The following is a 21,616-nucleotide window of genomic DNA, read 5'->3' on the forward strand; positions in this document are numbered from 1 at the left end:
GTCCGTCGGCGCCTCGACTTACCGGCTGGGTTGCGGAACTTTGCAGTTGGTGACCTTGGGGTTGACGCCCGCATAGTTCAAGGGCCCGGCAATCACCGTGACCGCGATGGTTCCCACACTTGCGCAGTTCTGCTCCCGGTCGGTGAAGTATCCACGTTGCCCCGCCGCGATCGCCCCGATGATCAACCACACGAGTACCAGCAATGACACTAAACGCATCACCCACCTCCTCCGGACACTCGTTGCACGCCGCCGCGATTCGCTGGAGCGGTGTCCGGCACTCGCTTCTCGCGGATCGAGTTCTTCTGGATCCAATTGCCGAGCACAAATCGCATTTCCGTTTCCTCCTTCATCCAGGTCGCCACAACGGATAATCGGCGGGACAGCCGATATCGACCGATTAATTACCTGAACAGAGGTGCCCAACGCCGTTTCGGCGCGGTCAATAAGTGACTTCCCACGCAGTGCTGTTCGAAACAGGGCGATATCGCAGCCGTGCCCTGCCCCAGCGCGACGGCGGTATTCGCCAATGATCCTGGGCGAGCGGTGTTTCGGAGGCAACTCGGAGACGGCCGATCACGCGTCCGTGCGGCCGATAGCTACCTGAGCCGGGTTGGCCAGCCCCCCAGATCGAGGAGGGCCGAGCGCCCGTCGGCGGCACGGCTTGTCACGCGACTTCACGGCGGTTATCCGCGCCGATCACTTGCTCCCGCAGCTTGTTCAGAGTTCTGGTGAGAAGACGTGAGACCTGCATCTGAGAAATGCCCAGTCGCTCGGCGATCTGGGATTGGGTCTTGGATTCGAAGAAACGCATGATCAGTATCCGACGCTGGGCCTCGGGAAGTGCGGCGATCAGCGGACGCACCGACATCGCGTCCTCCAACAATCGGTAGCACGGCTCCACGGCACCGAGCGTGTCGACGACCGATCGTCGAGTGCCTTCGTCGTCGGAGCCGACACCGATGTCGAGCGAGTTGGTCTGGTAGGCGTCGGCCGCGATCAGCGCCTGCGTGACCTCACCGAGTTCGAGGTCGAGTTCGGCGGCGATCTCCCTCGCGGTCGGCATTCGCCCGAGCCGCTGCGCCAGCGTCTCCACGGTCGGACGAATCAGCGCCTGCAGTTCCTTGACCCGACGCGGAACTCGCAGCGCCCAGGTGTGGTCGCGAAAGTAGCGCCGCACCTCGCCCATAACGGTCGGCACCGCGAACGACAGGAACGAGCAGCCGCGAGTGACGTCGAAGCGGTCCACCGCCTGCACCAGCCCTACCCGAGCGATCTGCTGTAAGTCGTCGAATTCCGTACCGCGGCCGGCGAACTTACGCGCGATGTGGTCGGCCAAGGGTAGACACCGCCGCACGATTTCCTCACGCACGACCTGCCGATGGGAGTCCCCCGATTCCAGGGCAGCCAACTTCTCGAACCATGGCTCAATGTCGTCGTAACTGTCTCCGGCACCGGTGGTGTCTCGGGATCCTTCGTTTCGAACCGTCGTTCCGCTCATCCGGGTCTCCCTCACTTCATATGAAGTTCGATGTCAATGGGCTACCCCGACGTACGTGATCGAAACGTGACCAAAGGGCGCCAGCCGCTCGAACCGCAGGTACTCGTTCTCCTGGACAACGCGGCCCGAGATCGCTTGGTGGACAACATCGTCGGCCATCTCCGCAACGGCGTCAGCGCGCCGGTACTCGATCGGGCCTTCGAATACCGGCGCAACATCGCAAACATTCTCGCCGACCGCGTCGAAGCCGAAGTACAAGCCGAACAGCATGAACACGACCCCAAGGCCGCTCAGCAGCACAACCCCGTCCGCTCATCAGCGCAGCACAAAACCTGACCGACGCGGCCGCCAGATGAACCGACGCCGAGCCTAATATCACAGCGCCACAAGGACATTAGGCACGCCCCCTGGCGCCGACCCGGCCACTGAACATAGCGGCCGGGGCCGCGTCGGTGGCGGCGATGTTCCCGAGCCCCGAACAGCGGGAGAACCGTCAGGATCAACCTCTCGGGCTGTGCGGCGCCTGCTCAGGATCAGTCCCCCGCTGTGTCTCATCTGATTTTGAGGTCTCACCTGACTTCGAATCCAGATCGACCTTATCCGGATCGACCTTATCCGCGCGCTCCCACTCCTTGTCCAACTCGGTTCGCGAATCCGCCGCCTCACTGCGATGCACGTGGGCCTGCTTGGCAAGCTGCTCAGCCTGCGCCGCCTTGACCTCGCCCTCCGCCTTCGCCGCCCGACTCCTGGCGGCGGTCTCGTCCGCCCGCGCCTCCCGCTGACCGACCTCGAGTTCCCGTTCCGCCGCACGTTCACGAATACGCGCAGCCTCGGCCCGATAGTGTTCGCGCCGCTTACGCATCAACATCCAAGCGATAGCCGCGAGCAAAACGACCAGAACGACGATGACAATGATCACGATCACAACGGTGGTGCTCATCTTCCGACTCCTCGCACTCACCCCCTCTTACCCTAGCGCCACTCGACCACGCCCGAACTGGGAAAATGACCGATCACAGGCCCAGGCTGATCCCCCGTAAGTCCTACCTATTCACCGGCGACAACGGCCGCGACACTCTGGCCCGCGGCCTTGGTGGCGTGCACCTCGTTCGCGTACAAGAGGCCGTAGGTGAAACCGTTCTCATCGCCTGCCGTGCCTGCCGCTGTCGCGATTCGCCACAGGAATTCGGTCGAAACGACGCTGTCGTTGTAGTCGCCGAGCAGGCGCTGAATCTTCTTGTAGTACTTGATGTTCGACCTTGCACCCGCGGCCTTTCGAACGGGCTTGTACAGTTCGGCGGCGTAGCGTGCGCGTTTGGCGGCTTTGCGTGCGCGGTGCATCGATTCGTGTCGGTGGTTGCGCAACGCGGTTACCAACCGGCGGTCTGCTTTGCCCGCGGCTCTGCGGGCCCGCTTCACCAGTTGGCGCCGACGGATCCGTCGCTCGAACGGCGGCTGGGATTTCCATGTCTGCAGAGTCGCGAGCAGCCGCAGGTAGCGGGGCGAGTTCATGGCCTCGGCGAGAGCAGTGCGGCTCGGCAACTGCCGAGCCAGCAGCGTCGCGTCGATCCGCGCAGCGACAGGACCCAGGACGAGTTCGGGCGGCAGGGCATTGAGTTCATCGTCGAGGCGACGGCGTTGGACGTGGCAATCGCGTATGTCGCCGAGAAGCGCTGCGTACCACTTCAGCTCGTTGTCGATCTCGCCGATGGCGGAGTGGTCCATCAGCTTATCGAACACGCGCAACGTGGAGCGGAGTCGTCGCGTCGCGACGCGGGTGTCGTGGATCGGTTCCTCGCCCCGGCGTAACCCGACATCACCCACGAAGATCAGGTCGATCTGTGTGGTCAGGTAGTCGTGCAAGGCACGTTCGGCCCGGGAGCCGGCGTCGGCCGGTCCGAATCGCTCGGACAACACATGGGACAGTTTGGAGGGATAGCTCGACTCGCGCGCACCCGCTTCGGCGAGCCGGTCGCGCAATATCGTCGGGACCTTGTCGGTGTGTGGGCCGAGTTCGATCTCGATCTCACGCCAGGCGAGCAGTTCCGCAGGCCGGTCGGCCGCGGTCGAGTCCACCGTGTCGTCATCGATCTCGACGATCAGTTCGCCGCCCGAACCGAGGATGCGGTGACGGCGGCGCAATGTATGAACCCTGGCGACCACAGTCAACGGCCTCCCCAGCGCAGCGCCGTTGACGATCTCGGTGAGTTCGTGCGGCAGCTCGTCCGACAGCCCCGCGGTTACTTCCACGCGACCCCGTGAGTGGGGGATCTTCAACTGCCAGCCGGATTCGTCGTCTCCCTCACGGCGACGCAACGTCAGGTCGTGAGCGAGCAGGTCCCGCTCGGCGGTGTCGAAATAGATGCTGGTCAGCTCGACCGGCATCTCCTCGACGCGGCTGTTCGTGACAAGATCGTCGAGCCTCGGCAGGGTGAAGTCCCGGTCGACCGCCCATTTGCTTTCCCGTTCGAGTACGTCCTTCACCGTTACCGCGTTCCCAGCAAACGCCACGTTAAACAGCGAAGTCGATCCCGATTGCGGTTGATCGCGCCGCGCTCCCCAGGCCCGTCGGTCAGCGATGCGGGTGTTCTGCGCGTACACCTCGCGCGCGGCTGCTTTGCCCCGTTCTTTCTCGGCTTCGGCTTCCTTACATGCCGCCCCGCAGATCATCGTCGCCGGTGATGGCGCCCGTGGCTTCCTTGGTCTTTCCTTTTGGCATCCTCCAAGACGCCCTCGACGGCTTCGCGGGGACCGCTCTTGTGTCTGCTGACTGTTTGCCATGACATTTCGTGGGTATGTTGGCGAGCAGGAGCGTGGGCGACGAAAGTAGATCCGATGCGGCAGCGGCGCACAGTCGGTTTCGAGGAAGAATTTCTCCTACTCGACGTCGGTGGAGTGCCGGTACCGGCGGTGGATGCCGTCATCACATGGATGCGCACGAATCTGGGGCCCGATGAATCGATCAGATTCAAACCGGAGTTGCAACGAGTTCAGATCGAGTCGGTCAGCCTCGTCCATACGGCGATGGAAACCTTGCGGTCAGATTTGCGCGCTGCGCGCGGAATGCTCGCGACCGCCGGGCGCGACTGCAAACTGTTCGTTCTCCCGATCGGGTACGCGCCTGTCTGCGGTACTCCGTATTGTGGCGGCACCGAGGACAGCCGATATGCGCGTATACACAGCAGATATCGAAAAATGGCGCAAACCTATACCGCCTGCGGCGCGCATGTGCATATCGGTGTCGACGGGGCCGACCAAGCCGTCGCCGTGGTGAATCATCTCCGCCCATGGTTGCCGACCTTGATAGCGGTCGGCGCGAATTCGCCCTTCCACGACGGTCACGACTCCGGCTACAGCTCATGGCGGATCGCCGAGCTGTCTCGGTTCCCGGGTTCGGGGCTGCCGCCCTTTGCGCGTTCGGCCGACGATTACGAGGACAGAGTGGCGACACTCGTCGAATCCGGCGTCCTCATCGACGGGCACATGTCGTTCTGGCTGGCTCGCCCCTCGGACGTGTACCCCACTGTAGAAGTTCGCGCCGCCGACACTGCCGCAACGGTTGACGATGCCGTCCTCCAGGCCGTACTGACCCGTGGGCTGGTGCAAACGGCCATCCGCAAACTGGAAGCCGGAATCGAGGGCCCGCGCATCGACGAACAGGTCGGGGCGGCCGCGGTGTGGTCGGCGGCCCGACATGGCCTCACTGGACCCGCGGTCGATCCGGTCGAGGAAGTACAGGTGCCCGCCGTGAGAATGCTGGGCAATCTGATCGAGTGGATCGCCGACGAACTCGATGAAGCCGGCGACACCGCTGTCGCCAAACAATTGCTGACCGCACTGGAACAGCGCGGAACCGGTGCCGCACGACAGCGAATAGCGGCAAGGCTCGGACTGAAAGAACTCCTCGGATCGTTCCGGTTGATGAACTCTCCATCCGCGTACGAATTCCCCTCGAGCAGCTGAATTTCCGAAATACGTTCGCGGAATTGTTCAGCATCCCGATCCTCTGGACCATCGGAATCGCGGTCCTCATCATTGGGCTCGCATCAAGGGTATTGGGGTCGGATTTCGATCTCGTTCGACTGTGTCGGGAGTGTCACCCATAACTAGGCCGTGCGCGGGTAGCCACCGAATATCCCACCACTCGAGCAACAAGGAGCGACAGTGACCCGATTCGGATACACGCTGATGACCGAGCAGAGTGGGCCGCGCGAGCTCATTCGCTACGCCGTCGCCGCCGAGCATGCGGGCTTCGACTTCCTGGTCAGCAGCGACCATTATTCGCCCTGGCTCGAGGAACAGGGCCACGCGCCGCATGCGTGGACGGTGCTCGGGGCCGTCGCACAGGCGACCCGGCGGATTCCCCTGATGACCTACGTGACGTGCCCGACCATGCGATACCACCCGGCGATCGTGGCCCAGCAGGCGGCGACCCTGCAGATCCTCTCGGAGGGAAGGTTCACTCTCGGTCTCGGGAGCGGCGAGAGCCTCAACGAACACGTCATCGGCGCGGGCTGGCCCGGGCTGGATGAGCGACAGGACCGGCTCGCGGAGGCCATCGGCATCATTCGCGACCTACACGCGGGCGGCACAGTCAATCGGCAGGGCCACTGGTACCGCATCGATGCCGCCAGGATCTGGGATCTTCCGCAACAGCCGGTGCCGATCGCGGTCGCGGTATCCGGACCGCGCTCGGTGCGACGATTCGCACCGCTGGCCGACGAGATGATCAGCACCACCCCCGAGGCCGAGCTGGTCCGATCGTGGCATAGCGTGCGCGCGAACAACTCCGGTGCGCCAGCGTCGCGCGTGACAGGGCAACTGCCCATCAGTTGGGACACCGACCGCGACAAGGCTGTTGGGCGTGCTCACGAGCAGTTCCGATGGTCGGCGAGCGGCTGGGACGTCAACTCGAACCTACCCACACCCGCGGGTTTCGCGGCCGTTACGCAGTTCGTGCGCCCGCAGGACATCGCCGAGACGATCGCCTGCGGTCCCGACCTCGATGCCATCGTGTCGGCGATGCGGCCCTTTCAGGACGCGGGGTTCACCGATATCGCCCTGGTGCAGGTCGGCGACGAGCAGCAGGACCGGTTCCTCGCCGAAGCGGCCGCGCCGCTGCTAGCGAAACTTCGCGCCGCCCAACGTGATTCCTGAGCGGGACCACACTCGAGCACCCCAGATCGAGACAGGCCGTGCGGATGCGGGGCCCAGGCGATCAGCCGCTGTCGGATCAGCCTGTGCTGCGGCCGACCCCGATGGGGTCAGACCGTGAGGACCATGCGGTATCGGGCCCGTCCCTGTTCCATTGCGGCATATGCCTCGGCGGCTTGATCCAGTGGCCGTTCCTGGATTCGCGTGCGCACGCCGGATAGGACCGCGAATTGCATCGTTTCCTCGATATCGCGCGCGGTGCCGGAGGCGTGGCCGGTGACGCTGAGTCCGGGCCCGATCAGCTGCATCGGGCTGATCGGCAATGGCTCGCCGCTGACGCCGATGGCGATCAGCTCACCGCGCGGAAGCAGTCCACCGACCGTTTCGGCCATGGCCGCGGCGTTGCCCACGGTCCCCAGAACGGCCGACGCACCGCCGAGCCCGCGCATCGCTTTGCCGACGTCGCCGGCGGTCGAGTCGATGTAGTGGTGGGCACCGAGCGCGTGGGCGTCCTCGGCCTTGTCCGCGCCGCGAGCGATCGCGATCGTCTCGAAGCCCATCGCCCGGGCGAACTGCACACCGAGGTGGCCCAAGCCGCCGAGCCCCAGAACGGCGACGCGGTCGCCGGGCACCGCCCTGGTTTCGCGAAGTGCGTGGTAGGTAGTGACTCCGGCACAACCCATCGGAGCGGCCTCGGTCAGGGAAAGTTCGTCAGGGATGCGGGCTAGCGCATTGGCCGGTACGGTCACCGACTCGGCATATCCGCCCGGATACTGCCAGCTGGGGACCTGCATTTTCCGGCAGTGGATGAAATCGCCTTTCCGGCATGGGACGCACTTGCCGCAATACCCACCGAACCAGCCCACAGCGACACGGTCTCCGACGGCGTAGTTGTCGACACCGGCGCCGAGTTCGGCGATCGTGCCCGCGATCTCATGCCCCGGTGTCAGCGGCCACGACATATTCGGGAACCCGCCGCCGACGAACGCACGGTCGGTGCCGCAGATCCCGCACGCTGAGACCGCGAGGCGCACATGGTCGCGAGGCGGGGCGGTGGTTTCGACATCGACCAGCTTCAACGCCGCACCGGCGGACTCCACGTGCACAGCCTGATGAGTGGACATCGGTATCCTCGCTTTCCTTGGAGAGCGGCGGCGTCGGCGACCTCACCGCAGCGGGATCGAGGGCAGCGGCGCCGGGAATTCTCGAAACGGTATCGGGCACCAGATGAAACAACAGTTGTCACGGGCTGGTCGTCCCACTTTGCAATGGCCAGCCGACGGGGTCGTCATCGATTCTGCGGGGCATCGCACGCCCCAGTGCACAAGGCACCGGTCCAAAACGATGCCGTGAGAATCATACGTTCGCCGAGCGGTACCGTCGACGAATCGGCCCTGCCATCAGGTGACGATCGTCGATGCCAGGGCTTGCATGAACGCGTGCATACCCGCCAGCGTGTGTGCGGGCATCATCATGTCGCAGTACGGCAGGGCCGCCGCCATCGCACCGGTGGTCGGCTGGAATCGGGAGTCGCCCGCGCGGGGATTGAGCCAGATGACCCGCCAAGCCCGACGCCGGACCCGGGCCATCGCACGGGCGAGGACATCGGGCGTGTCGCTGTCCCAGCCGTCGGATGCGATCACGACGACGGCGCCACGCACCGCGTTGCCGGACGGAGTCGCGAGCAGCGTGCCGAGGCACCGGCCGATATGCGTGCCGCCGTAGCGGTCGACCACCTTGTCGTTGGCCCGGGCCACCGCGACATCCGGGGAGCGGTGCGCAAGCATTGAGGTCAACCTGGTCAGCGAGGTGGAGAAGGCGAACACCTCGGGGCGATCGGGCGAACGGCGCTGCATCGCGGCCCGCATCAGATGCAGATAGATCGTCGAATACGGCTGCATCGAGCGGCTGACGTCGCAGATCATGACGATTCGACGCGGGCGGCGGCGGGGACGAGTGCGGACCAGCACCGCCGACTCCCAGCCGGTGCGGCGGGAGTTGTTCATCGTCGCCCGGAAGTCGATTCGCTTACCGTGCGGATGGTTCGCGTAGCGCCCGCTGCGGCGCTGCGGCCAGCGCGCCGACGCCTGCTCCAGCCAGGTGCCGACCGTCCGCAGATCGTCCGGATCGAAGCGATCGAACGGCTCCTGTTCCCGTGCCGCGAACCGGCTCGGCAGCACGTCCGGCAGCGCCACCCCCTGGTCGGTGGCGTGGTCGGCACCCGTCGCTGATTGCAGTGTCGCCCAAGGGACTTCACCGCCTTGCCGAGGCTGTCCCGGTCCGCCCGTGCTCGGTGCCGATGCGCGTTCGGTCGCCAGTCCGTGCGTTCGGCTCGGCGGGTCCACCCCCAGCACCGCGTCGGCGAATACCGCCGCGAAGACCGCGTCGAAGGCGGCGAGATCCTGCATGCGATCGACCAGCGTGAGTCGCGCGGCCCAGTAGAGTTCGGTGCGCGAGCGCGGCACCATGCGACGCAAGGCCTGCACGAACAGCGCAGGCCCGCTCGGCGCCACCGCAACGCCACCGCGCCGCAGCCGCGCGACCACCGCGACAGCGAATGCCGCCAGATCGACGCCGCGCAGCAGTGCCGCCCGCGTCATCGCTTCCCGCGCATCCGCCTGCGCACCAGGATGATTCCGAGCACGAACGCGAGGACGAACGCGATCGCGGGTGCATACTTCTTGATCATCGCGGGCCCGACGAGTTCGACGAGATCGAGTGGCTCGGGCTCGGTTTGCGCGACCGGTTGCGGCCGCGCCTCTCGGCTGTCCGGCCCGGCCGCCGCTGCCGCGGCGACCGAATCGCCCGCTGCGAGTTTCTCTTCCAGAGATGCGACGAATTGACCCATCATCTTCTCGGACACCTGCTGCAACATCCCACTGCCGAACTGGGCGAGCTTGCCGACGATCTTGAGGTCGGTGTCCACGGTGACCCGGGTCCTGTCGCCGTCTTCGCGCAGTTGGGTGGTGATGGTCGCCGCTGCGTTTCCGGATCCGCGTGAATCCCGGCCGCTGCCGTTGATGACGGCGCGATGGTCGTGTTCGTCGCGCTCGACGAAATTCGCCTTCCCGGTGAATTCGCTGGTCACCGGGCCGACTTTGACCTTCAGTTTGCCGAGGAAGTCCTCGCCCTCCCAGCCGACCATCTGTGCGCCGGGCATGAGCGGAACCACCTGTTCGAGATCGGTCAGCACCGCCCATGCCCGCTCGACGGGTGCGTGGACGGTGAACTCATTGGCGATTTTCATCGGAGCATCCCTCTCATCCGGTAGCCAGGCCTTGGGTGTATTCGACAAATGCCTCGTGGACGGTGGCGCGGTCGTCGGGTGTCTTCGCCAGCGCGCTCAGTGCGGCGACCGCGGCTGGCGCGGTGAGATCGGCGACGCCGAGCGTCACCAGCGCGGCGATCCAATCGATGGTCTCGGCGACGCCGGGCGGCTTGTCGAGATCGAGATCGCGGGCGCGGCCGACGAATTGGGTGGCGTGCTCGATCAGCGCGTCGGTGGCTCCGGGCACGGTGCGTCGCACGATCGCCACCGCACGGGCCGGTTCCGGATAGTCGATCCAGTGATAGAGGCAGCGCCGCCGCAACGCGTCGTGCAGATCGCGACTGCGGTTCGAGGTCAGCACCGCGAGCGGCGGGTGCTCGGCGACAAAGGTCCCGAGTTCGGGAACGGTCACCGTGGCCTCACCGAGGAATTCGAGCAGCAGGGCTTCGAATTCGTCATCGGCACGGTCGATTTCATCGATCAACAGCACCGGGGGCGTCGGGCCGCGATATCGTGCACAGCGCAGGATCGGGCGGTCGACCAGAAATGCCTCGGTGAACAGGTCGGCTTCGGTGAGGTCGGCGCCGCGCGCCTCGGCGAGCCGGATGCTGAGCAGCTGACGCTGATAATTCCAGTCGTACAGCGATTCGCTGACGGTCAGGCCCTCGTAGCATTGCAGGCGGATCAGCGGTGCACCGAGCACGGTGGCCAGCGTCTTCGCCGCCGTCGTCTTGCCCACTCCCGGTTCGCCTTCCAGCAGCAGTGGCCGCCCCAACGTGGTGGCCAGATAGAAGGCGGTGGCGGTTCCGATATCGAGCAGGTAGTCGTCGGCGTCGAATCGGCGCACCACGTCCTCGATATCGTCGAACGGCGACATCATGGCGACGTCGCGGCGCGCAGGCGCTCGTAGTCGTCCCAGGTGTCGACGTCCAAGGGCATCGGTGCGTCGATGTCGAGCCGCGACACCGGGACGCGACCCGACTCGATGATCTTCCACACGGCCTTGTCGCCGTGCAATCGGGCCAACTCGCCGAATATGCTGCGACTCAGCCAGAATGGATGCCCGATGCCGTCGTGGTAGCGGCAGACCGTGATCGCGGTGGACGTTCCCTCGGCGATCAGTCGGTCGACGGTCGCCGCCGACAGACCCGGTTGATCACCGAGCATCAGCACGATTCCAGCGGCCTGGGGATGCACCGAACTCAGGGCCGAACGCAACGACGACGCACAGCCAGAATCGAAGTCATCGGCCATGACAACCTCCACCCCGGTGAGATCGACCTGCTGGCGCACCGCCGCCGCCGCGCCGCCGAGCGTGACGATGATCTGATCGAAGGCGCAGGATCGCACCACGTCGAGGGTCGCGCCGAGAACCGTCGTATTCCGGTACGACAGCACCTGTTTCGCGGTGCCGAGACGCCGTGAGGTTCCAGCGGCGAGTACCACTCCGGTGACGACCCCGTTGGTCATGAGCCCGTCTTCGTCGCTGCGAAGGAATTGCGGCAGCCGGAGCCGCAGAACCAGTAGTCGACATCGTCGATGGTGAGATGTGGTGTGTCCGGCCCGACCGCCACGGTCATGCCGCACACTGGATCGAGCACCTCGACAGCGACATTCGCCGCGTGGGGCGTGACGGCCAAGCCACCCTTGCGGACGGCCTGGATCACTTCCGCGACAATCGAGACGGCTATCTCCGCCGACGTCTTCGCGCCGATCGGCAAACCCACCGGGGTGCGCACACGAGCCCGCTCGGCGTCGGTCAATTCGAGTTCGTCGAGGATCGACGCGCCCCGAATCCTGCTGGCCACCAGCCCGACATACCCCACACCCGCGTCGAGCGCGACGCGGATCATCTCGGCTTCCGGGCCACCATGGCTGGCGATCACCACCGCCGTCGTATCGGCCAGCGAATCCAGCGAGTCGACTTCGGCAGCACTGCGCTGCACCCCGAAACCCACCAGTTCGCACGCGTCGGCCAAGGCGTCGGCGATGGGTGTCGCGCCGCAGATGCGCATCAGCGGCGCCGGGATCTGCGGCTCGAGGAATATCTCCAACGCGCCGCCGGACAGACAGGGATTCACCACCACCGCCGCGCCCGGCGCTTCGGGAAAATGCAGATCGCCGTCGGGCAGCACGCGCAGCAGCACACTCTCGTGCGACTGCAGGGCACCCAGCGCCGCCTTGCGGACCGAGTTCTGGGCGCACTGGCCGCCGACGAATCCTTCGATCGTCCCGTCCTGCAACAGGATCGCCTCGTCCCCGGCGTGCGCCGAGGTCGGCTGCTGCGCGCGCACGACGGTCGCGTGCACGAACGGCGTCCGGGTTCGGACCAGCTGCTGTGCGCGCTCCGTCATCTTCATCGGTGATCCCATCGCTCGCACCCACTCAGATCGGCGGTGTGGCCCGGCCCTGCATCGCCTCCCACACCCGCGACGGCGTCAGCGGCATATCGGCGTGCCGAACTCCGAACGGCGCCAACGCATCCACCACCGCATTGACCACCGCGGGCGGTGATCCGACCGTGGCCGATTCGCCGATGCCTTTCGCACCGATCGGGTGGTGCGGCGAGGGGGTGACGGTGTACCCGGTCTCGAAATGCGGAACCTCGAGTGCGGTCGGGATGAGGTAGTCCATCAGGGATCCGCCGAGGCAGTTGCCGTCCTCATCGAAGGCCATGATCTCCATCAGCGCCATGCCGATGCCGTCGGTGAGACCGCCGTGCACCTGGCCCTCGATGATCATCGGGTTGATCCGGGTGCCGCAGTCGTCGACGGCGAGGAAGCGCCGCACTTTCACCACGGCCGTCCCAGGGTCGATGTCGACGACGCAGAAGTACGCACCATACGGGAAGGTGAGATTCTCCGGGTTGTAACAGATCTGCGCGTCGAGTCCGCCCTCGATGCCCTCGGGCAGATCACCGGCGCCGTGTGCGCGCATCGCGATCTGCTGGATCGTCACGGCCGCGGACGGATCGCCCGTGACGTGGAACGAGCCCTTCTCCCACTCGAGGTCGGCGACGGAGACCTCGAGCATGCCGGACGCGATGATCCTCGCCTTGTCGCGCACCTTCCGCGCCACCAGCGCGGCAGCGGCGCCCGAGACCGGTGTCGACCGACTGCCATAGGTGCCCAGGCCGAACGGTGTCTGATCGGTGTCACCGTGCACGACATCGATATCGTCGGGCGGTATGCCGAGTTCCTCGGCGACGATCTGGGCGAACGTCGTCTCGTGCCCCTGCCCCTGGGTCTGAACCGATAGCCGCACAACGGCTTTGCCGGTCGGATGCACGCGCAGCTCGCACCCGTCGGCCATGCCGAGTCCGAGGATGTCCATATCCTTGCGCGGACCCGCACCCGCAGCCTCGGTGAAAAAGGACATCCCGATGCCCATCAATTCGCCGCGAGCGCGCTTATCCCGCTGTTCCTTGCGCAGGGCGTCGTAGCCGATCATGTCCATCGCCAGGCGCAGGGTCTTCTCGTAGTCGCCGGAGTCGTAGACCCAGCCGGTCTTGCTGGTGTACGGGAACTGTTCGGCGCGAAGGAGATTCCGCAGCCGCAGCTCGGCGGGATCCATCTTCAGCTCGTAAGCGAGGCAGTCCACCAGCCGCTCGACGAAGTAGACGGCCTCGGTGATCCGGAACGAGCACGCGTAGGCGACACCGCCGGGGGCCTTATTGGTGTAGACCGCGGTCATCTTGCAGTAGGCGGCCTCGATATCGTAGCTACCGGTGAAGACGCCGAAGAAGCCTGCCGGATACTTCAACGGCGCGGCCGTGCCGTTGAAGGCGCCGTGATCGGCGAGCACGGTCGACCGGATGGCCAGGATCTTTCCCTCGGTGGTGGCCGCGATCTCACCGAGCATGATGTAGTCGCGGGCGAACCCGGTGCTGGTGAGATTCTCGCTGCGATCCTCCATCCATTTCACCGGTTTGCCCAGCAAAAGCGACCCGACGATGGCGCAGACATATCCCGGATAGATGGGCACCTTGTTGCCGAAGCCACCGCCGATATCGGGTGAGATCACCCGGATCTTGTGTTCGGGTAGTCCGGCCACCATCGCGTAGATCGTGCGGTGGGCATGCGGGGCCTGGCTCGTCGACCACAGCGTGAGCTTGCCCGTCACGGGATCGAGATCCGCGACGGCGCCGCAGGTTTCCATCGGGGCGGGATGCACTCGTGGATAGACGATCTCCTGCTTGACGATGACATCGGCGCGCGCGAACACCGCCTCGGTCGCGGCGGCGTCGCCGGTCTCCCAGTCGAAGCAGTGGTTGTCCCGCTTGCCTTCGAGGTCATCGCGGATCACCGGCGTATCGGGTGCCAGTGCGGTCCGGGCGTCGATCACCGGATCGACCATCTCGTACTCGACATTGATCAGCTCCAACGCATCACGCGCGGAGTAGCGATCCTCGGCGACGACGAAGGCCACCTCCTGGCCCTGGAACCGGACCTTGTCCGTCGCCAGCACCGCCTGCACATCGTTGGACAGCGTCGGCATCCAGGCCAGTCCCTTAGCCGCCAGATCCGCACCGGTGACGACCGCCTTGACCTTCGGATGTGCCTGCGCCGCTGAGACATCGACGCTCACGATCCGCGCGTGCGCGAACGGGGAACGCAGGATCGCCATATGCAGCATGCCGGGCAACTGCACGTCGTCGACGTAGTTGCCGCGTCCGCGAATGAACCGCGGATCCTCTTTGCGGAGCATCCTGCCGTGACCGCACGGCTTGCGGTCGTTGTCGACTCGGTCTTCGGGCCGGGATTCGACGGTGGTCATGATGTGCTCCCTACCGGCGTCGGCGTGGCGGCGGGCTCGGGCTCGGCCGCTTCGCCTCGTTGCTTCGCCGCGGCCCACTGGATCGACCGCACGATGGTGGTATATCCGGTGCAGCGGCAGATCTGGCCGGAGATCGCCTCCCGGATGGTCTGCTCGTCGGGATTCGGATTGCGGTCGAGCAGGGCGCGGGCGGTGATCATCATTCCGGGCGTGCAGAATCCGCACTGCAACCCGTGACACTGCATGAAGCCCTCCTGCACGGGGTCGAGTTGGCCGTCCACCTCGAGCCCCTCGACGGTGCGCACCGAACGGCCGCCCGCCATGACGGCCAGCATCGTGCACGACTTCACCGGTTCGCCGTCGACCTCCACCACACAGGTGCCGCAGTTGCTGGTGTCACAGCCCCAGTGGGTTCCGGTGAGCCGCAACTGATCTCGCAGAAAATGCACGAGCAGGGTGCGTGGCTCGACCTCCGCGGTCACCGGCTCACCGTTGACGGTCATGGTTACCTGCATGGCTAATTCCCTTCCAGCGCAGATTCATTCAGTACGCGCTCAACCGCGGTGCGCAGCGCGCGAATCGTCAGTTCGGAGGCGAGATGGAGCTTGTAGTCCGCGCTGCCGCGCGCATCGGAGACAGGTGAGCACGCTGCGCTCGCCCGGCGGCCCGCCTCCGCGAAAACCTCTTCGGTGGGCGGCTCACCGATGAGCGCGTCCACCGCGGCAGCGACCGCCGCCGGATCGGGGTTGACCGCCGTCAGACCGATCCGTGCGGCCGCTATCGCCTCGCCGTGCAGTGTCACGGTCGCACCTGCCGCCGCGATCGCCCAGTCGCCGACCCGGCGCTCTACCTTCACGTAGGCACTCGATGTCCGATGCCGCACCGGAATTCGGATCTCGATCAGAAGTTCGTTGTGCGACATCGCGGTTTCGTACGGACCGACCAGGAACTCGTCCATCGCGATCTCCCGGTCGCCGGACGGGCCGCGCACCAGGCAGGTCGCACCGAGGACCGTGCAGACCGTGCAGAGGTCTTCGGCGGGATCGGCCTGGCACAGCGAGCCGCCGATGGTGCCGCGGTTGCGCACCACCGGATCGGCGATCACGCGCTCGGCGTCACGGAAGATCGGGCACACCACGGCGAGATCGTCGGACTCGAGCAAATGCCGATGCCGGACCATCGCACCGATGCGAACCAGGGTCGGATCGGTAACGATGTATCCCAGTTCGGCAGCCAGGTCGTTGATGTCGATGAGATATTCCGGATTGGCCAGACGCAGCTTCATCATCGGAAGCAGGCTGTGCCCGCCCGCGACGATGCGCGCCTCTTCGCCGAGCCGGTCCAGTAGTCCGATGGCGTGATCCACGCCCGTTGCGCGCTCATATTCGAATGGCCCAGGAACTTGCATGTGATCTACCTCACATCAATGGGAAGAAGATCAGCCTCTGCCCCGCTGATGCGATCGTCAAGCCCGAATTAAGCAATCACTTAACTCGCTGTTTGCGCCCGGTGGTGAATGCGGCCGCCGGTCCGGGTCAGTGAGCGGCCATGTCCGCCCCAGCGGCGCGCGATGATCTCGGCCGCGATGGACACCGCCGTCTCTTCGGGTGTCCGGCCGCCCAGATCCAGGCCGATCGGGCTGGCCAGCCGGGCGAGTTGCTCGTCGGTGAGACCGGCCTCTCGCAGCCGGGTCAGGCGCTCGTCGTGCGTGCGGCGCGACCCCATGGCACCGACATAGCCGATCTCCGGCGCGCGTAGCGCCACCTCGAGCAGCGGAACGTCGAACTTGGGATCGTGGGTCAGCACGCAGACAACGGTCTGCGAATCGATCGCACCCGCCGCGATCTGCGCGGCCAGGTAGCGGTGCGGCCAGTCGACGACGACCTCATCGGCGGTCGGGAATCGAGCGGAGGTGGCGAAGACCGGCCGCGCATCGCACACCGTCACCCGGTACCCGAGGAACGATCCCTGCTGTGCGACGGCGGCGGCGAAATCGATCGCCCCGAATACCAGCATCCGCGGCTGCCGGGCATAGCTGGCGACGAAAACCGCCATGCCCTCGCCGCGACGCTGCCCGTCCGGACCGTAGGACAGCACCTCGCTGCGGCCCGCCGCGAGCAGCCCGCGCGCATCATCGATCACCGCATCGTCGGCGCGCACCGACCCCAAGGTGCCGTGTGCGGTGCCCGGCCGGATCAGCAGCCGTCGCCCTACCCAGGCGGCGTCGGGGTGCTCGATGACGGTCGCGATCGCGACCGGCCGGTCGGCGGCGATGTCCGCGGCGACCTCGCCGAGGTCCGGAAACGATTCCCGCGAGATCGCCTCGACGAAGATGTCGATGATGCCGCCGCAGGTGAGGCCGACGGCGAAGGCGTCGTCATCGGAGAAGCCGAACCGCTCCAGCACCGGACGACCGGTCCGGATGACGTCGGTGGCGAGTTCGTAGACCGCGCCTTCGACGCAGCCACCGGAAACCGAACCGCCGACCGTCCCGTCCGGGGCGACGACCATGGCCGCGCCGGGCGGTCGCGGCGCCGAACGAAAGGTCCGCACGACCGTCGCGACCCCAGCCGTGCCCCCGGCATTCCAAGTTGTCATCAGATCCGTGAGCACGTCCTGCATGGTGCGTCCTCCGGGCGCGATGCGGCTGTGGGCGCCGCGTCCACCTCCAAACTAGACTCGGATTGTGACGCCCGCCCAGCTTCGGGCCTACTCGACCGTGGTGCGGCTCGGCTCCGTCCATGCGGCGGCCAGAGAGCTGGGGATGTCGGATGCCGGTGTCTCGACGCACATCGCCCAGCTGCGTAAAGAGCTCGACGACCCGCTGTTCACCCGCACGGCGGCCGGTCTGGCCTTCACGCCAGGTGGATTGCGGCTGGCCAGCCGGGCGATCGAGATTCTCGGACTGCAGCGCCAGACCGCCATCGAGGTGAGCGAGGCAGCGCACGGCCGCCGGCTGCTGCGCATCGCGGCATCGAGCGCATTCGCCGAACATGCCGCGCCCGGCCTCATCGACCTGTTCGCGGCGCGGGCCAAGGATCTGTCGGTCGAACTGAGCGTTCATCCCACCAGCCAGTTCCGCAGCTTGATCGAGACTCGTGCGGTGGACATCGCGCTGGGTCCCGGGCAGGACGACACCGACACGACTATCACCACCCGGCCGTTCCTGAAGTATCAGATCATTTCGGTCGCGCGCCCCGACAGCCCACTGGCGGATATCGCGCCGCATCCGGCGCAGCTGCGGGAGCAGCAGTGGATGCTGGGCCCCGGTGCCGGCAGTGTCGACGGGCATATCGCGACAATGCTGCGCGAGTTGGCCATTCCCGAATCACACCAGCGGATCTTCCAGAGCGACGCCGCCGCCCTCGAAGAGGTCCGCCGGGTCGGGGGCATCACCCTGACGATCGGCTTCGCCGTCTCCTCCGACCTCGCGGCCGGTCGGTTGAGCCACATCAAAGGAGCCGGGCTTCAGGTATCCGATGAGTGGTGCGCGACCACCCTGCCACCCGACACCCGCCAGCCCGCGGTGTCGGAACTGCTGCGCTTCATCACCACCCCGCGATGCACCCAGGCGATGATCCGCGGGTCCGGGGTCGGCGTCACCCGGTTCCGCCCGAAAGTGCATGTGACGCTGTGGAGTTGAACGCGGTATTCGGCCCCACGGAGTCCACCGACGAACCGCTATCGGTGCCCATGCTGGGAGACAAGCTCATGTTCGACCTCGAGGAAGCGATCAGGGAGCGCCATTCGACGCGGATGTTCTTGCCGGATCGACCAGTGCCGAGAAGATTGGTGGATGAAGCGCTCGCCCTTGCGGTCCGTGCGCCATCGAACTCCAATATCCAGCCGTGTCGCCTCCGGAGCTGTCCGGGACCGTCTCGTGGCCGCCTTACTACACGAAGCCCGCAGCCGGCCGCCCAAAATCCCGCCCCTGCCCCATGCGTTCGCGCACCTGCGCCGGGAACTGGGCGCCCAAGTCTATGGGTCGATGGGCATCGCTCGCGAAGACATCGAGGCCAGACGGGTCGCGGTGCTGCGCAACTGGGAGTTCTTCCGCGCGCCGTTGGCCGGTATCGTCTGCATGCACCACGACCTCGGCAGTGTCGATGCCCTCGGCGTAGGGATGTTCCTGCAGACATTGCTCCTGGCCCTGACGGCACGCGGCCTGGGAACTTGCGTTCAGGTCTCGATCGCGGGGTATCCCGAGATCGTCCATGCACAGCTCGCTATCCCGACGGAGCTTTCGGTCCTGTGCGGTCTGGCGGTCGGCTACCCCGACCCGTCCTTCCCCGCGAATGATCTGCGCATCGGCCGCCGCGCCATCGATGAGAACGTGGTATTCCACGATGCCTGATCGCCAGGTGCAACTCGGTGCCCGCGCGTACCGGGAGCACGCGGCAGGATCGCTATCCGGACAGGCTCAGTGGGATGTCGTGGGTCCCAACGGACGCAACGACCAAGGCACCACCTCGACCGGGACTGTCGCCGCGGATCTGTCCATCCGGCTCGTCTTGGATCCGGTCGTGAATTCGGGATCGGTCCCGATAATGACGCGGCCTTCGCTATTGACCAGCACTACCCGCTGACCGAATGCCTGGAATCGCGGAAGCAAGACCTCCTCGATCGCGGCAACCGGCACATCGGCACCGGCAATGCCGAGAAATGTTCCCGACATGATGGTGACCGGTATCGAGAATGTGCAGACGTACTCATCGGTGCACGCGTAATCGAGGTGCGGGCCCTGTACCCAGCGCCGACCCTGGTCGCGCGGAACCGTGAACCACTCCATTTTGGTGTAGTCGTAGAAGTATTCACTATCGGGATTCAATTCCAGGATCAGGCGCTGCGCGTCCGGAAGCCACCATTCCAGGTGTCGGGGGCAATCGGCGAGAACGCCGTCGGCCATCACGACGCCTGCTCCGTTGAACAGTCTTCCGTGCCGCTCGATTTCGCCGAGAATGATCTCGCGCAGCAATGCCAGATCGGTCGACCGGAGAGCGGACCGCGGCTCCTCGGTGAGACGATCCCACAGGGTTGTCAGCGCGGTCCCGATGGTTGTCAGCGACAGGTAGACCTCGTGGGCCAGTTTCGCGACGGAATCACCGAGCGACTCGATGGTCGCCGGGGCCGGAACGTTATCGGTATCCCTCATCGATCACTGAGCTCCAAGCGTAAGGCGACGAGGCGGCGGATGCGTGATTCCGTCTGCGATTCTGCCAGTTCTCGCGCCCGGGCATCGTCCTCTCGTTCGATCGCGTCCACCAGATCACGATGGACGGTCGCCTCGGCCGCCGGATCCAGTTCCAGCCGCGGCAGCCAGAGCAGGGCGGAGAGCTCGGCCTGCAGCCCGACCTCGGCGCGGGTCAGCCGGGTGGACTGCGCGCACACCGCCATCTCGATGTGAAAGCGGCTGTCGGCCCGGCGTGCAGAGACGAGGTCGACGCTGTCCTTCAGCCGGTCGGCCAGGGCCCGAAGCCGGGCTATATCGGCCTGCAACCCGCGGCGCGCGGCGAATACCGCGACCGCTCCGGCGACGGCGAAATGCTCGTCCCCCAGATCGCGCAGTTCCTGGATGCTCATCTGTTGCAACCGCGCCAGCGAGGTGTTCTCGAAGACCTCCGCCGAAGCGCTGATGAAGCTGCCGCCCCCACGCCCGCGCTTGGTGTGGACGATGCCCTGCTGCCGAAGTACGACCAGCGCCTCCCGCAGAGTCATTGTCGATACCCCCAGCTGGTTGGCGAGATCGGTCTCACTCGGCAACTGCTGGCCGTCGACCATCACACCGAGACTGATCGCCGCAGACAACCGCTGCACCACAGCCTCGGTCTTCGGACCGCCACCCTCGAGCGGTGACAGCACGGCACCGAGCGCGGTCAATCCGATCCTCTTCTGCTGGGGCAACACGACTCCTCGGATGACGTGAACACAACACAATTCTAGCCACTAACACTTGAAATATGAACTATAAAGTTAGATGTACCCTGGTTCTGCCGCGCACTCGGGGCACACTGGCCACATTGGCAACCATGAGGCGCCGAGGCGGTGGATGCAGGCAGCCAGCCAGCGCCGACCTGCCCCACCGCAGGTGCGGAAGACCCCGCATGTCGCCCCTCGGCTTCGGCTATCCGACCGCCGCTACTGGCCGAACTGTCAGCCGATGAAGCGCGAGCTAGATGGAACACCGGACCTTAATGCGATCTTTACCGACGACAGCTTGAACTATGACCTCTAATATCTTATGTTAAACGTCATGTGAATTGCCCCACCCGACACCTTGACGCGCCGACGTCACGATCGAAGCAGGAATTCCCCCATGTCCGAGAATCCGACCTGGCCCACGGAGCACCTCCGGCGGCGCACCCGCGGCCACGCTGAGGCGCCGGCCGAGACGGCGGCGCATAGTCGACTGCGGCCGGTTGACAGCGGTCACCAAGTGCACAAGGTGAGCGTGCGGCGGCGGGGGGTCGAAGATGGATGAGGATCTTCGTCGAACGGAAGTCGATGGATTCTGTGTGACGTGGCGCTTGGTTCAGCATCATCTGATCGCAATTATCGCCGTGGGCAATGCATCCAATGCTTCGCAGGTCGCTTCCTTCTGCCCGAGCAACTACCCGGATCTCGCGCGGGCGCGAGAACTCTTCCCGGAACTGGCGAAGCTATGGGATGCGGTCCGCCGCGAATTCTGGACGAAACTCATTCCGCCGCTGCCGCTGTCGGCCAGAAAGCAGACATTGGCATAACGTCGCCAAGGGTGGACTGTTCGTAGGCGGAGTTCGACGGCCTGATACAGATCTGCCTTGTCGGATCGTGCATCTGCGGCGACGACATCTGTCGCCGACCGAGTCGATGAGCTTGCGGATCCCGGTTTCGATGAACCGGGGCGTTCTCCACCGAGCGAGAGGGCAGGGTCTGCACCG

General features: G+C 65.7%; 21 protein-coding genes and 1 pseudogene. 6 read left to right on the forward strand and 16 right to left on the reverse strand.

Features of this window, described 5'->3' with window-relative positions; genetic code table 11:
- Positions 1-18: 18 nt before the first annotated feature.
- Both ACQP0C_RS22745 and ACQP0C_RS22750 read right to left on the reverse strand, forming a co-directional pair.
- Entirely contained in the window at positions 19-219 is a 201-nt protein-coding gene (locus tag ACQP0C_RS22745; protein WP_433722861.1) for a hypothetical protein, read from the reverse strand.
- Between the two features lie 448 nt (positions 220-667).
- Positions 668-1,501 carry an RNA polymerase sigma factor SigF gene (locus ACQP0C_RS22750; protein ID WP_433722863.1) on the reverse strand — a complete coding sequence of 278 codons (834 nt, stop codon included), beginning with the start codon at positions 1,499-1,501 and terminating at the stop codon, positions 668-670.
- Between the two features lie 36 nt (positions 1,502-1,537).
- On the opposite strand from ACQP0C_RS22750, the gene ACQP0C_RS22755 reads away from it, so the two are divergent.
- The gene (locus ACQP0C_RS22755) at positions 1,538-1,837 is read left to right on the forward strand and encodes a catalase-related domain-containing protein (RefSeq protein WP_433722865.1); all 300 of its coding nucleotides are present in this window, start codon (positions 1,538-1,540) and stop codon (positions 1,835-1,837) included.
- A gap of 163 nt (positions 1,838-2,000) precedes the next feature.
- On the opposite strand, the gene ACQP0C_RS22760 is transcribed toward ACQP0C_RS22755, so the two are convergent.
- Positions 2,001-2,441, reverse strand: coding sequence for a hypothetical protein (locus tag ACQP0C_RS22760; RefSeq protein ID WP_433722867.1), 441 nt, complete (start codon positions 2,439-2,441; stop codon positions 2,001-2,003).
- Between the two features lie 107 nt (positions 2,442-2,548).
- The gene (locus ACQP0C_RS22765; RefSeq protein ID WP_433722869.1) at positions 2,549-4,171 is read right to left on the reverse strand and encodes a CHAD domain-containing protein; all 1,623 of its coding nucleotides are present in this window, start codon (positions 4,169-4,171) and stop codon (positions 2,549-2,551) included.
- A gap of 165 nt (positions 4,172-4,336) precedes the next feature.
- Between ACQP0C_RS22765 and ACQP0C_RS22770 the strand changes: the two genes are divergently transcribed.
- Positions 4,337-5,464 (forward strand): carboxylate-amine ligase, encoded by a 1,128-nt coding sequence (locus ACQP0C_RS22770; protein ID WP_433722871.1) that lies wholly within the window; start codon positions 4,337-4,339, stop codon positions 5,462-5,464.
- 201 nt (positions 5,465-5,665) lie between these two features.
- Positions 5,666-6,658: a TIGR03557 family F420-dependent LLM class oxidoreductase gene (locus tag ACQP0C_RS22775; RefSeq protein ID WP_433722873.1), complete on the forward strand. Its 993-nt coding sequence runs from the start codon at positions 5,666-5,668 to the stop codon at positions 6,656-6,658.
- 107 nt (positions 6,659-6,765) lie between these two features.
- Here ACQP0C_RS22775 and ACQP0C_RS22780 read toward each other — a convergent pair whose 3' ends face one another.
- The 10 genes from ACQP0C_RS22780 to ACQP0C_RS22825 form a co-directional block, all read right to left on the reverse strand.
- Entirely contained in the window at positions 6,766-7,779 is a 1,014-nt protein-coding gene (locus ACQP0C_RS22780; RefSeq protein ID WP_433722875.1) for an alcohol dehydrogenase catalytic domain-containing protein, read from the reverse strand.
- A gap of 276 nt (positions 7,780-8,055) precedes the next feature.
- Entirely contained in the window at positions 8,056-9,255 is a 1,200-nt protein-coding gene (locus tag ACQP0C_RS22785) for a vWA domain-containing protein (protein ID WP_433722877.1), read from the reverse strand.
- Positions 9,252-9,902 (reverse strand): SRPBCC family protein, encoded by a 651-nt coding sequence (locus ACQP0C_RS22790; RefSeq protein WP_433722879.1) that lies wholly within the window; start codon positions 9,900-9,902, stop codon positions 9,252-9,254. The genes ACQP0C_RS22785 and ACQP0C_RS22790 overlap by 4 nt, the downstream gene beginning before the upstream one ends.
- A 13-nt stretch (positions 9,903-9,915) precedes the next feature.
- On the reverse strand, positions 9,916-10,800 hold the full coding sequence (locus ACQP0C_RS22795) for an AAA family ATPase (RefSeq protein WP_433734626.1): 885 nt from the start codon (positions 10,798-10,800) through the stop codon (positions 9,916-9,918).
- Positions 10,800-11,393 carry a nucleotidyltransferase family protein gene (locus tag ACQP0C_RS22800; protein WP_433722881.1) on the reverse strand — a complete coding sequence of 198 codons (594 nt, stop codon included), beginning with the start codon at positions 11,391-11,393 and terminating at the stop codon, positions 10,800-10,802. Before ACQP0C_RS22800 ends, ACQP0C_RS22795 begins: the two co-directional genes overlap by 1 nt.
- Positions 11,390-12,283, reverse strand: coding sequence for an XdhC family protein (locus ACQP0C_RS22805; RefSeq protein ID WP_433722883.1), 894 nt, complete (start codon positions 12,281-12,283; stop codon positions 11,390-11,392). Before ACQP0C_RS22805 ends, ACQP0C_RS22800 begins: the two co-directional genes overlap by 4 nt.
- 25 nt (positions 12,284-12,308) lie before the next feature.
- The gene (locus ACQP0C_RS22810) at positions 12,309-14,699 is read right to left on the reverse strand and encodes an aerobic carbon-monoxide dehydrogenase large subunit (RefSeq protein ID WP_433722884.1); all 2,391 of its coding nucleotides are present in this window, start codon (positions 14,697-14,699) and stop codon (positions 12,309-12,311) included.
- Complete coding sequence (locus ACQP0C_RS22815; RefSeq protein ID WP_433722886.1) at positions 14,696-15,214, reverse strand: (2Fe-2S)-binding protein; 519 nt, start codon at positions 15,212-15,214, stop codon at positions 14,696-14,698. Before ACQP0C_RS22815 ends, ACQP0C_RS22810 begins: the two co-directional genes overlap by 4 nt.
- 2 nt (positions 15,215-15,216) lie before the next feature.
- Positions 15,217-16,107, reverse strand: a complete 891-nt coding sequence (locus tag ACQP0C_RS22820; protein ID WP_433722888.1) for an FAD binding domain-containing protein — start codon at positions 16,105-16,107, stop codon at positions 15,217-15,219.
- An 80-nt stretch (positions 16,108-16,187) separates the two neighbouring features.
- On the reverse strand, positions 16,188-17,321 hold the full coding sequence (locus tag ACQP0C_RS22825; RefSeq protein ID WP_433722890.1) for an XdhC family protein: 1,134 nt from the start codon (positions 17,319-17,321) through the stop codon (positions 16,188-16,190).
- A 64-nt stretch (positions 17,322-17,385) separates the two neighbouring features.
- On the opposite strand from ACQP0C_RS22825, the gene ACQP0C_RS22830 reads away from it, so the two are divergent.
- Together ACQP0C_RS22830 and ACQP0C_RS22835 are read left to right on the forward strand one after the other, a co-directional pair.
- On the forward strand, positions 17,386-18,342 hold the full coding sequence (locus ACQP0C_RS22830; RefSeq protein WP_433722892.1) for a LysR family transcriptional regulator: 957 nt from the start codon (positions 17,386-17,388) through the stop codon (positions 18,340-18,342).
- 68 nt (positions 18,343-18,410) lie between these two features.
- Positions 18,411-19,053, forward strand: a pseudogene (locus tag ACQP0C_RS22835) (nitroreductase).
- A gap of 66 nt (positions 19,054-19,119) precedes the next feature.
- On the opposite strand, the gene ACQP0C_RS22840 reads toward ACQP0C_RS22835, so the two are convergent.
- Entirely contained in the window at positions 19,120-19,851 is a 732-nt protein-coding gene (locus ACQP0C_RS22840) for a cache domain-containing protein (protein ID WP_433722894.1), read from the reverse strand.
- On the reverse strand, positions 19,848-20,600 hold the full coding sequence (locus ACQP0C_RS22845) for a FadR/GntR family transcriptional regulator (RefSeq protein WP_433722896.1): 753 nt from the start codon (positions 20,598-20,600) through the stop codon (positions 19,848-19,850). The genes ACQP0C_RS22840 and ACQP0C_RS22845 overlap by 4 nt, the downstream gene beginning before the upstream one ends.
- Positions 20,601-21,169: 569 nt before the next feature.
- On the opposite strand from ACQP0C_RS22845, the gene ACQP0C_RS22850 reads away from it, so the two are divergent.
- A complete protein-coding gene (locus ACQP0C_RS22850) occupies positions 21,170-21,439 on the forward strand; it encodes a hypothetical protein (protein WP_433722898.1) in 270 nt (89 codons plus the stop codon).
- Positions 21,440-21,616: the final 177 nt, after the last annotated feature.

The sequence above is a fragment of the Nocardia sp. CA-129566 genome, from assembly GCF_050956075.1.
Classification (GTDB): Bacteria; Actinomycetota; Actinomycetes; order Mycobacteriales; family Mycobacteriaceae; genus Nocardia.

What these genes read in the sequence shown, in the direction of transcription:
- ACQP0C_RS22755 (WP_433722865.1), top strand. Translation starts at nt 1,538, where the DNA reads ATGGGCTACCCCGACGTACGTGATCGAAACGTGACCAAAGGGCGCCAG.
- ACQP0C_RS22785 (WP_433722877.1), bottom strand. Translation starts at nt 9,255, where the DNA reads ATGACGCGGGCGGCACTGCTGCGCGGCGTCGATCTGGCGGCATTCGCT.
- ACQP0C_RS22805 (WP_433722883.1), bottom strand. Translation starts at nt 12,283, where the DNA reads ATGAAGATGACGGAGCGCGCACAGCAGCTGGTCCGAACCCGGACGCCG.
- ACQP0C_RS22790 (WP_433722879.1), bottom strand. Translation starts at nt 9,902, where the DNA reads ATGAAAATCGCCAATGAGTTCACCGTCCACGCACCCGTCGAGCGGGCA.
- ACQP0C_RS22820 (WP_433722888.1), bottom strand. Translation starts at nt 16,107, where the DNA reads ATGCAAGTTCCTGGGCCATTCGAATATGAGCGCGCAACGGGCGTGGAT.
- ACQP0C_RS22750 (WP_433722863.1), bottom strand. Translation starts at nt 1,501, where the DNA reads ATGAGCGGAACGACGGTTCGAAACGAAGGATCCCGAGACACCACCGGT.
- ACQP0C_RS22810 (WP_433722884.1), bottom strand. Translation starts at nt 14,699, where the DNA reads ATGACCACCGTCGAATCCCGGCCCGAAGACCGAGTCGACAACGACCGC.
- ACQP0C_RS22800 (WP_433722881.1), bottom strand. Translation starts at nt 11,393, where the DNA reads ATGACCAACGGGGTCGTCACCGGAGTGGTACTCGCCGCTGGAACCTCA.
- ACQP0C_RS22825 (WP_433722890.1), bottom strand. Translation starts at nt 17,321, where the DNA reads ATGCAGGACGTGCTCACGGATCTGATGACAACTTGGAATGCCGGGGGC.
- ACQP0C_RS22850 (WP_433722898.1), top strand. Translation starts at nt 21,170, where the DNA reads ATGGATGAGGATCTTCGTCGAACGGAAGTCGATGGATTCTGTGTGACG.
- ACQP0C_RS22815 (WP_433722886.1), bottom strand. Translation starts at nt 15,214, where the DNA reads ATGCAGGTAACCATGACCGTCAACGGTGAGCCGGTGACCGCGGAGGTC.
- ACQP0C_RS22770 (WP_433722871.1), top strand. Translation starts at nt 4,337, where the DNA reads ATGCGGCAGCGGCGCACAGTCGGTTTCGAGGAAGAATTTCTCCTACTC.
- ACQP0C_RS22745 (WP_433722861.1), bottom strand. Translation starts at nt 219, where the DNA reads ATGCGTTTAGTGTCATTGCTGGTACTCGTGTGGTTGATCATCGGGGCG.
- ACQP0C_RS22760 (WP_433722867.1), bottom strand. Translation starts at nt 2,441, where the DNA reads ATGAGCACCACCGTTGTGATCGTGATCATTGTCATCGTCGTTCTGGTC.
- ACQP0C_RS22780 (WP_433722875.1), bottom strand. Translation starts at nt 7,779, where the DNA reads ATGTCCACTCATCAGGCTGTGCACGTGGAGTCCGCCGGTGCGGCGTTG.
- ACQP0C_RS22765 (WP_433722869.1), bottom strand. Translation starts at nt 4,171, where the DNA reads ATGATCTGCGGGGCGGCATGTAAGGAAGCCGAAGCCGAGAAAGAACGG.
- ACQP0C_RS22840 (WP_433722894.1), bottom strand. Translation starts at nt 19,851, where the DNA reads ATGAGGGATACCGATAACGTTCCGGCCCCGGCGACCATCGAGTCGCTC.
- ACQP0C_RS22795 (WP_433734626.1), bottom strand. Translation starts at nt 10,800, where the DNA reads ATGTCGCCGTTCGACGATATCGAGGACGTGGTGCGCCGATTCGACGCC.